Source organism: Streptomyces sp. CBMA291, assembly GCF_014596525.1.
In the GTDB taxonomy this organism is placed as follows: Bacteria; Actinomycetota; Actinomycetes; order Streptomycetales; family Streptomycetaceae; genus Streptomyces.
Window position 1 is genome coordinate 1 of record NZ_MSJP01000055.1, and the last position, 9,183, is coordinate 9,183.

The window sequence follows — 9,183 nt, forward strand, 5'->3', positions numbered from 1 at the left end:
ACACGGCCGCCGCGCTCATCACCGAGCCGAAGGCCTGGAGCAGCAGCCCCAGCCACAGCGCGGTCCCGGTGAGGAGCAGCGCGAGCAGCCCCGGCAGCGCGGGCCAGGGCGCCCCGGGCCAGGCCCGGGTCACCGCGAGGGCGAGCCCGGTGAGGACCGTGAGGTAGCCGCCGAGGCAGAGCACCAGGGTGCCGGTGACCGCCCGGCGGAACTCCCGGGCGGTGGCCAGGGTCCTCAGCCGGGTCAGGCTCTCGTGCCGGAAGCGGTGGAGCAGCCACTCGGCCGGGCCCATGGAGAGGGTGAGGGCGACGACCGCGCCCGCCCCGCCGACCGGCACGTCACCGGTCCCCGCCCGGAGCACCAGGAGCCCGCTGCCGAGCGCGAAGAACCCGTACGGCAGCGAGACCGCCCGCGAGGGTCCCGCCCGGCCCGCCGTGCCCCGCCGCAGGCCCGGCCGCAGGGCGGCCCCGGCCAGGGCGGTGCTCGCGCCGAGCGCGGTGAGCAGCAGGGCGGTGCGCAGCGCGTCCGGCAGGTCCCAGCGGAGGGCGGGGACGGCCCCGGCGAGCGGTACGAGGGCGCCGAGCAGGGCCCGTTCCCGGCCGAGGACCAGGAGGACGGTGGCGGCGGCGAGGTAGAGCGCCTGCCCGGCGGCGAAGAGGGCCGCCGGGAACTCGCCGGGCCCGGTGACGGCCAGGGCGACGCCGGTGCCCGCGAGGGCGCCCGCCGGGGCGCCGAGGAGCAGGCTCCGGGCGGCGGCGGGCCGGTCGCCGAGACCCAGCCAGGTGTACGCCCGGTGGGACAGGGCCTGGTTCCACACCCAGCCGGTGACGGCCCCGGCGAGCAGCGGGACGGTGCCGCCGGGGAGCCCGTACCGGACGGGCCCGCCCGTCAGCAGGGGGGCGGCGAGGACGTACGCGAGTCCGGGCAGGGCGAAGACGAGCCCGCGCAGGAGGCAGCCGGCGAGTGCGCCGTGCCAGGGTCCTGCGGGCGGCGCCTCGGGGGCGGGGTGGTAGCGCTCCACACGCGCGTAGAGGTCCTCGGCGAGGGCGAAGGAGTCGGTACGGCCGTAGGCGAGCCGGATGTGGTCGTCGGTCATGCCGTCGGATTCGAGGACGGCGGCGATCTCGTCCGGGTGCACGGCGGTGGCGGCGAGCGCCCCGATCCGCTCGGCCAGCGCGTCCAGGGGGTCGGGGGCGAGGGGGTGGGGGGTGGTGGGGTCGGTGAGGGGGGTGGGATCGGTGAGGGTGGTGGGGCGGGTAGGGCCTGTGGGGTGGGTGAGGGTGGTGGGGTAAGTGGGGCCTGTGGGGTGGGTGGGGAAGGTGGGGCCTGCTGGGTGGGTGAGGCTTGCGGGGTGGGTTGGGCCTGTGCGGATGATCGGGCTCGTGGGGTCGATAGGGCTGATCAGGCCGACGGGGAAAATGGGGCCTGCGGGGTTGGCCGGGCCCGTGAGGTCGGCAGGGCCCGTGAGGTCGGCAGGGCCCGTGAGGTCGGCAGGGCCCGTGAGGTCGGTCGGGCCCGTGGGATCGGTCGGGCCCGTGGGGTCGGCAGGGTGGTCGTTCACGCTGGGGTGCCTCCCGCCATGAGGGGGCGGAGGGTGCCCCGGGGTGCGGTGCGGCGTGCCGGGTGGTGGGCGGGTCGGGGCGGTGGGCGGTGGGCTGCCGCCAGTTCGCGGTAGATCTGCCGGAAGCCGTCCACCGAGCGGTGCAGGGTGAAGCGGTCGACGACGCGCTGCCGGGCGCGGCGGCCCAGTTCGGCGCGGCGGGCTCCGTCGTGGAGGAGCCCGGTGACGGCCGCGGCCAGGAGGGCCGGTTCGCGGGGCGGGACGACGAGCCCGGTGTCGCCGACGGCCTCCCGTACCCCGCCGACGTCGGTGGAGACGGTGGCTCGGCCGCAGGACATGGCCTCGATGAGGGAGAACGGGAAGCCCTCGCTGATGGAGGAGAGCACGACCACGCTGCCCGCCGCGTAGGCGGAGGGGACGTCGGTGACGCGGCCCTCGAAGGTGACGCCGTCGGCGACGCCGAGTCCGGCGGCGAGTTTCTCCAGGCGGGTCAGGTACTCCTCGTTCCCGGCCGGGACGGGCCCGAACAGGCGCAGCCGCAGCGCGGGGAGTCCGGCGCGGCAGAGCGCGTACGCCCGCAGGAGTGTTTCGAGGTCCTTGATGGGGTCGATGCGTCCGCACCAACTGAGGGTGGGGACCTCGGGTTCGGGTCCTGCGACGGGGAAGCGGGCCGGGTCGACGCCGTTGTAGACGGTGCGGATGCGGGCGGCGGGGGCTCCGCCGCGCTCCTCCCAGCGCCGGTTGTACTGGTTGCAGGGGGTGATGAGGTCGGCCTTGCGGTAGCCGAGGGTGTTGAGTTCCCGGTAGAAGCCGAGCATCAGGGCCTTGACCGGCCAGCTCTGCGCGTCGGCGCGGGAGCCGAGGTAGCGCTCGCGGAGGTAGATGCCGTGTTCGGTGAGCAGGAAGGGCACTCCTTCGAAGTGCTGGGCGGCGAGCGCCGGGAGCGTGGCGAGGCCGCTGGAGACGGCGTGGGCGACACCGTCGCCGGATATCCGGGCGGCGAGCGGGCGCAGGGCGTGTTCCAGCAGGTCGGTGGCGGTGAGGGCGTCGTGGACGGTGGGGCGGGCCGCGAGGGTGGGCAGATGCGGCATGGTCCAGATCCACATCAGGGAGCGCAGGGCCGCCTCGGAGCGCAGGGCGGCGGTGAGCCGTCCCCGGCGGGCGAGTGCGGCCAGTTCGTGGAGACCGGCGGCGAAGTCGCATCCGGCGCCGGGGTCGAGCAGGGCGAGCAGGAGGTTCTCGTACGCGTCGAGGAAGCGGCGGTACGCCGGTCCCCTCGGGGAGCGGCGGGCGCGGGCCGGTCCCGGCGGGGGTCCCCAGAGGGGGCAGGCGGTGTGCCGGGTGACGTTGGGCGGCAGTTCCCAGGCGACGGGTTCGCGTCCGCTGCCGGTGAGGGCGAGGATGTCGAAGTCGACCTCGGGCATGCCCCGGACGAGCTGGTCGCACCAGGTGCTGACGCCGCCGTGGACGTGCGGATAGGTGCCTTCGGTGAGCAGGGTGACCTTGCGGCCATGGCTCGGCATATGGGTTCCCCCCGGAACGTGCTGGTCAGGCGGTCGGGAGCGTGAGGGTGACGCTGGTCTGGAGCGGTTCGGGCGCGGTCCAGGCGGAGCGGGTCCCGGCGTAGGGCGTCCCGAAGGCGGCGGCGCCGAGGAGGAGTTGCCTGCGGGTGCCTTCGGGGGCGGTGACGGGTGCCTCGACCCCGGCGGGCGCCTTGACGGTGACGGTGGCGCCGACGCGGTAGGCGGTGACCTTGCCCGCGTCGAGGGCCTGGTCCCAGGCGGTACGGCGGGCCAGCTCGGCGCCCGCTTCGCGCTGGGCGGGGACGACGAGCGGGGCGCTGGGGGCGAAGAGGGCCCGGTAGTCGCCGAGGACGCGGTCGAGGACGGGGTAGAGGAGTCGTTCCTCGGCCAGGTTCGACTGGTGGACGTAGTGCGGCCGGGGGTCGTTGCCGAGGAGGTGGGAGAGGGCGGTGCGGGCCTCCTGCGGCACGATGTGGTCGGCGTAGCCGGTGGCCGCGGGGAGCGGGGCGGGCAGGCAGGTGGTGGCGGGGTTCGCCTCGCAGGTGCCGCTGCCGCCGTCGGCGCGGGAGGTGTGGATCCAGTTGTACTCGTCGGTCATCTCGGCGGCGGTGCCCACGTTGTAGTAGACGTTCACGGGGTGGCGGGGGACGGTCTTGGCGGCTCCGTAGGCGGGGCCGAGGGAACGTTGCCGCGGTTCGCGGGAGTTGTCGCTCGCCGTCCAGGAAACGCCGTTCTCGGCCAGGGCTCCGGCGAGGTGGGGATTGTCGGCGGGCTGCTGGGGCAGGGTTCTGAGGCCGGAGTGTTCTCCCGTGACGAGTTCACTGCGGTCGACGGAAATCCCCTTGCCGAGGGCCCAGTCGAGGTTGTCGCGGATTTGCGCGGACAATTCCTGACGGGTCGTCCAGAGAGTGTCGCCCTTGCTGTCCCGGGCGCACCTCCAGGGGACGACGGTGGTGTCCTGGACGCAGCCGAGGAAGGGGTGGGTGTAGGTGTGGTTGATCCACCGGTAGCGGGCGCGGTCCGCGACGAGCCGGTCGGTCAGCGGGTCGGCGCCGCCGTGCTCGCTCTTCCACTGCTCGCCCTGGCCGCCGTTGTAGACGAGGTCGAGGGTGAAGCCGGCGGACTTCTGCCAGGCGGCGGCGTACCGGGCGTCGGCGGCGGTCATCCGGATCGGGGTGGTGCCCTCGCCTTCGCCGCCCGCGCAGTCGGCGTCGCCGGGGGTGCAGTCGCGGGCGGTGTCCCAGCGGGCGTCGGGGGCGAACACGTCGTCGACGTGGACGGAGAAGTAGTTGCGGCTCCGCCCGAGGTGGACGCCCTGGGTGAGCCAGTCGACGATGCCCCGGGCGAGGGCCCGGAAGGGACGCTGGTGGGCGTTGTAGGCGAAGGTGACGACGAGTTCGCGGCGCCCGTCGGTGACGTACTCGCCGAGGAGGCCGGCCCGTCCGCCGCCGACGGGCAGGTCGAGGTAGCTGGTGTAGCCGGGGCGGGGGCGGCCCGCGAAGCCGTGACTCTCGGCGGTGCCGGGGGCGTTGTCGTCGAAGACGAGGGGACCCGCGAGGTAGCCGAAGGGGCCGGACTTCCCCGCGGTGGTGACGTCCGCCGTGGCGCCGTCGAGGACGCCGGACCAGCCGCCCGCGTCGGTGTAGTCGAGCCCGACGCCGGGGTGGGCCCAGGTGGAGGCGTCGACCTGCGGGATCCCGAAGGCTCGTTCGTACGCGTGGAGGGCGGTCTGTTCGGCGGAGCCGGGGCCGAAGACGCTCTCGTGGGGCAGGACGACGCCCTGGTAGCGGGCGTGGGGGCGGCCGGTGACGGGGTCGGACGCCTCGCCGAGGAAGGCGGCGTCGAGGACCGGCCGGTCCGGGTCGGTCAGGTCGATCCGGCGGTACGGGACGCCGGAGCCGTCCAGTTCGGCGGTGATCGCGCCGACCGCGCCGCCGCCGTCGTCCACGACGAGGACGGTGAGGTCGATCCGGGGCGCCGGGGCGGTGACGGCCCGCGCGGACGGTATGGCGGTGGCGAGCAGCGCGGCGGTGGCGAGGACCGCGACGCGGGCGCCCCCGCGGGTGCGGGAGGTGGGCGCGGGAGCGGTTCCCGGCCCTCCTGGAAGCGTGCTTCCCGGCTTCCCCGGTGCGGATTCGGACGCTCCTCGCGCGGATTCGGGCGTTTCCGCCGGGGTTTCGGGCGTTCCTGGCGTGGTTTCGGGCATACGGATTCGACCGGAGTCCATCGGTTCGGGTCCCCCTCTACGGGTCCTCCCGCGTCCGGGACGGGGGCGGGAGGCCTGTGGAGATGTCGCGGATGATGCGAAGACGAAGGCGTCGTTCTCGCGGGAATGAGGCGAGTGTGAAGGAGTACTCCGGGTTTGAAAGGTAAACATGAAAGAGACACCACGGATGAGTGAATCAACGCCGCCGTGAGCGAACCGAGTGAGCGAGCGTAGGCTCGTTCCCGGCGCTCTCCGGGCCGAAATACGATGCGGCGGGCACGGTCGGCCCATCCCTCGACCGCCACAGAACTCAATGGAAGCGAGATTTCACCACCGTGACTGCTCTCACTCTCAGCACTGCCGGCGCGGCGACGCTGCGCGCCGACGCCCTGGTCGTCGGCGTCGCGAAGTCCGGGAAGACGCTGATCGTCGCCCCGGGCGCCGAGGCCGTCGACAAGGCCTTCGAAGGCCGGCTCGCCGACGTCCTGGAGACCCTGGGCGCCTCGGGTGCCGAGGGTGAGGCGACGAAGCTGCCCGCCCCCGCCGGCCTCAAGGCCCCGCTCGTCCTGGCCGTCGGCCTGGGCGCCGAGCCCGAAGCCGCCGAGGAGGAAGGCCTCGCGTCCTACGACGCCGAGGTCCTGCGCCGCGCGGCGGGCACCGCCGCCCGCGTCCTGACCGGCACCAAGAAGGCCGCGTTCGCGCTGCCCGTCGACTCGGCCGAGGCCGTCGGCGCCGTAGCCGAGGGCGCCCTGCTCGGCGCGTACGCCTACACCGCATACCAGGAGACCGGCAAGGACTCCAAGAAGCCGCTGGCCGAGGTCGCCCTGCTCGGCGCCAAGCCGCGCGACAAGGCCCACAAGGCCGCCGCCGAGCGCGCCCAGGCCCTGGCCGTCGAGGTCAACCGCGCCCGCGACCTGATCAACATGCCGCCGAACGACCTGACCCCGGCCGCCTTCGCCGCCGAAGTCCAGGCCGCCGGCAAGGAGCACGGCCTGAAGGTCCAGATCCTCGACGAGAAGGCGCTCGCCAAGGGCGGCTTCGGAGGCATCCTGGGCGTCGGCAAGGGCTCCGAGAACCCGCCGCGTCTGGTCCGGGTCGCCTACACCCACCCGGAGGCGGAGCGCACCCTCGCCCTGGTCGGCAAGGGCATCACCTACGACTCGGGCGGCATCTCCCTGAAGCCGGCCGGCCACAACGAGACGATGAAGTGCGACATGAGCGGCGCCGCCGCCGTGTTCGCCACCGTCGTCGCCGCGGCCCGCCTCGGCCTTGAGGTCAACGTCACCGGCTGGCTCGCCCTGGCCGAGAACATGCCGTCGGGCTCCGCCACCCGCCCGGGTGACGTGCTGCGCATGTACAGCGGCAAGACCGTCGAGGTCCTCAACACGGACGCCGAGGGCCGGCTCGTCCTCGCCGACGCGCTGACCAAGGCCTCCGAGGAGAACCCGGACGCGATCGTCGACGTGGCGACCCTGACCGGCGCCATGATGCTGGCCCTGGGCAACCGCACCTTCGGCATCATGGCCAACGACGACGACTTCCGCACCGCGATCCACGAGACCGCGACCGAGGCGGGCGAGGCGTCCTGGCCGATGCCGCTCCCGGCGGACCTGCGCAAGGGCATGGACTCCTCCACCGCCGACATCGCCAACATGGGCGAGCGGATGGGCGGCGGCCTGGTCGCCGGTCTCTTCCTCCAGGAGTTCGTGGGCGAGGGCATCACCTGGGCGCACCTGGACATCGCGGGCCCGGCCTTCCACGAGGGCGCCCCGTACGGCTACACCCCGAAGGGCGGCACCGGCTCCTCGGTGCGCACCCTGCTGAAGCTGGCCGAGCGCACGGCGGCCGGCGAGCTCTGAGCGCGTCGGTGACGGTACGGCCCCGGGGACCTGGTCCCCGGGGCCGTACCCGTTCGCCCGCGACGAAATCCGCACCCGCGCACCCCGGGATAACCGCCGCGTACGGGCGAGAGGCCGGTCTCACTCACCGGCCCCGCGTCCCGTCGGCCGTCAACAAGTGCGAAGATGGGTTCTCGGCAGGACAGGGCCCCCACCACAGGGCCGAAAATAAGCGGCCGCACACCAGCCGCCGCCTGGTCATCGAGGACCGGCGACGAGCGCACATGCATGGAGGACGTGACGTGGCGAACGACGCCAGCACCGTTTTCGACCTAGTGATTCTCGGCGGCGGTAGCGGCGGTTACGCCGCGGCCCTGCGCGGAGCGCAGCTGGGCCTGGACGTCGCACTCATCGAGAAGAACAAGCTCGGCGGCACCTGCCTGCACAACGGCTGCATCCCCACGAAGGCCCTGCTCCACGCCGGCGAGGTCGCCGACCAGGCGCGCGAGGCGGAGCAGTTCGGTGTCAAGGCCTCCTTCGAGGGCATCGACATCAAGGCCGTGCACAAGTACAAGGACGATGTGATCTCGGGCCTGTACAAGGGCCTCCAGGGTCTCGTGGCCTCCCGCAAGGTGACCTACATCGAGGGCACCGGCCACCTCTCCTCCCCGACCTCCGTGGACGTCGACGGACGCCGCGTCGAGGGCCGCCACATCCTGCTCGCCACCGGTTCCGTGCCGAAGTCGCTGCCCGGCCTGGAGATCGACGGCAACCGGATCATCACCTCGGACCACGCGCTGACGCTGGACCGGGTGCCGGAGTCCGCGATCATCCTCGGCGGCGGCGTCATCGGCGTCGAGTTCGCCTCCGCGTGGAAGTCCTTCGGCACCGACGTCACGGTGATCGAGGGCATGAAGCACCTCGTCCCGGTCGAGGACGAGAACAGCTCGAAGCTTCTTGAGCGCGCCTTCCGCAAGCGCGGCATCAAGTTCAACCTCGGCACCTTCTTCCAGACGGCCGAGTACACCGACAACGGCGTCAAGGTCACCCTGGCCGACGGCAAGACCTTCGAGGCCGAGGTGCTGCTGGTCGCCATCGGCCGCGGCCCGGTCTCCGCCGGTCTCGGCTACGAGGAGCAGGGCGTCGCCATGGACCGCGGCTACGTCCTGGTCGACGAGTACATGCGGACCAACGTGCCGACGATCTCGGCGGTGGGCGACCTCGTCCCGACGCTTCAGCTCGCGCACGTCGGCTTCGCCGAGGGCATCCTCGTCGCCGAGCGCCTGGCCGGTCTGAAGGCCGTCCCGATCGACTACGACGGCGTCCCCCGTGTGACGTACTGCCACCCCGAGGTCGCCTCCGTCGGCATCTCCGAGGCCAAGGCCAAGGAGATCTACGGCGCGGACAAGGTCGTGGCCCTGAAGTACAACCTCGCGGGCAACGGCAAGAGCAAGATCCTGAAGACCGCGGGCGAGATCAAGCTCGTCCAGGTCAAGGACGGTGCCGTGGTCGGCGTCCACATGGTCGGTGACCGCATGGGCGAGCAGGTCGGCGAGGCGCAGCTGATCTACAACTGGGAGGCGCTGCCGGCCGAGGTCGCGCAGCTCATCCACGCCCACCCGACGCAGAACGAGGCGCTCGGCGAGGCCCACCTGGCCCTGGCCGGCAAGCCTCTGCACTCCCACGACTGACGCTCACGTCATCACAGGGCGCGACGACCACTTTCCGCAATTCGTTAGGAGCAACTGAAACCATGTCGGTTTCCGTAACCCTGCCGGCGCTCGGCGAGAGCGTCACCGAGGGCACCGTCACCCGCTGGCTCAAGGCCGAGGGCGAGCGCGTCGAGGCCGACGAGCCGCTGCTCGAGGTCTCGACCGACAAGGTCGACACCGAGATCCCCGCCCCCGCCTCGGGCATCCTGGCCTCCATCAAGGTCGCCGAGGACGAGACGGTCGAGGTCGGCGCCGAGCTGGCCATCATCGACGACGGCTCCGGCGCTCCGGCCGCCGCTCCGGCCCCCGCCGCCGAGGCCGCTCCGGCGCCGGTCGCCGAGGC

6 protein-coding genes are annotated in these 9,183 nt (G+C 73.1%); 3 read left to right on the forward strand and 3 right to left on the reverse strand.

Annotation, left to right across the window (positions count from 1 at the left end; all coding sequences use genetic code 11):
• The 3 genes from BU197_RS14975 to BU197_RS14985 form a co-directional block, all read right to left on the reverse strand.
• Positions 1 to 1,561: hypothetical protein (locus tag BU197_RS14975; protein WP_223184083.1), on the reverse strand; the 1,561-nt coding region annotated here is incomplete at its 3' end.
• The gene (pelF, locus tag BU197_RS14980) at positions 1,558 to 3,084 is read right to left on the reverse strand and encodes a GT4 family glycosyltransferase PelF (RefSeq protein WP_188268780.1); all 1,527 of its coding nucleotides are present in this window, start codon (positions 3,082 to 3,084) and stop codon (positions 1,558 to 1,560) included. The genes pelF and BU197_RS14975, both read right to left, overlap by 4 nt.
• A 25-nt stretch (positions 3,085 to 3,109) precedes the next feature.
• Complete coding sequence (locus tag BU197_RS14985) at positions 3,110 to 5,290, reverse strand: hypothetical protein (protein ID WP_223183779.1); 2,181 nt, start codon at positions 5,288 to 5,290, stop codon at positions 3,110 to 3,112.
• Between the two features lie 335 nt (positions 5,291 to 5,625).
• On the opposite strand from BU197_RS14985, the gene BU197_RS14990 reads away from it, so the two are divergent.
• From BU197_RS14990 to BU197_RS15000, 3 genes are all read left to right on the forward strand, one after another.
• Positions 5,626 to 7,149 carry a leucyl aminopeptidase gene (locus BU197_RS14990; protein WP_188268781.1) on the forward strand — a complete coding sequence of 508 codons (1,524 nt, stop codon included), beginning with the start codon at positions 5,626 to 5,628 and terminating at the stop codon, positions 7,147 to 7,149.
• 281 nt (positions 7,150 to 7,430) lie between these two features.
• The gene (lpdA, locus tag BU197_RS14995) at positions 7,431 to 8,819 is read left to right on the forward strand and encodes a dihydrolipoyl dehydrogenase (protein WP_188268782.1); all 1,389 of its coding nucleotides are present in this window, start codon (positions 7,431 to 7,433) and stop codon (positions 8,817 to 8,819) included.
• A gap of 62 nt (positions 8,820 to 8,881) precedes the next feature.
• Positions 8,882 to 9,183, forward strand: a 302-nt coding sequence (locus tag BU197_RS15000; RefSeq protein ID WP_317453388.1) for a biotin/lipoyl-containing protein, incomplete at its 3' end; no start/stop codon positions are given.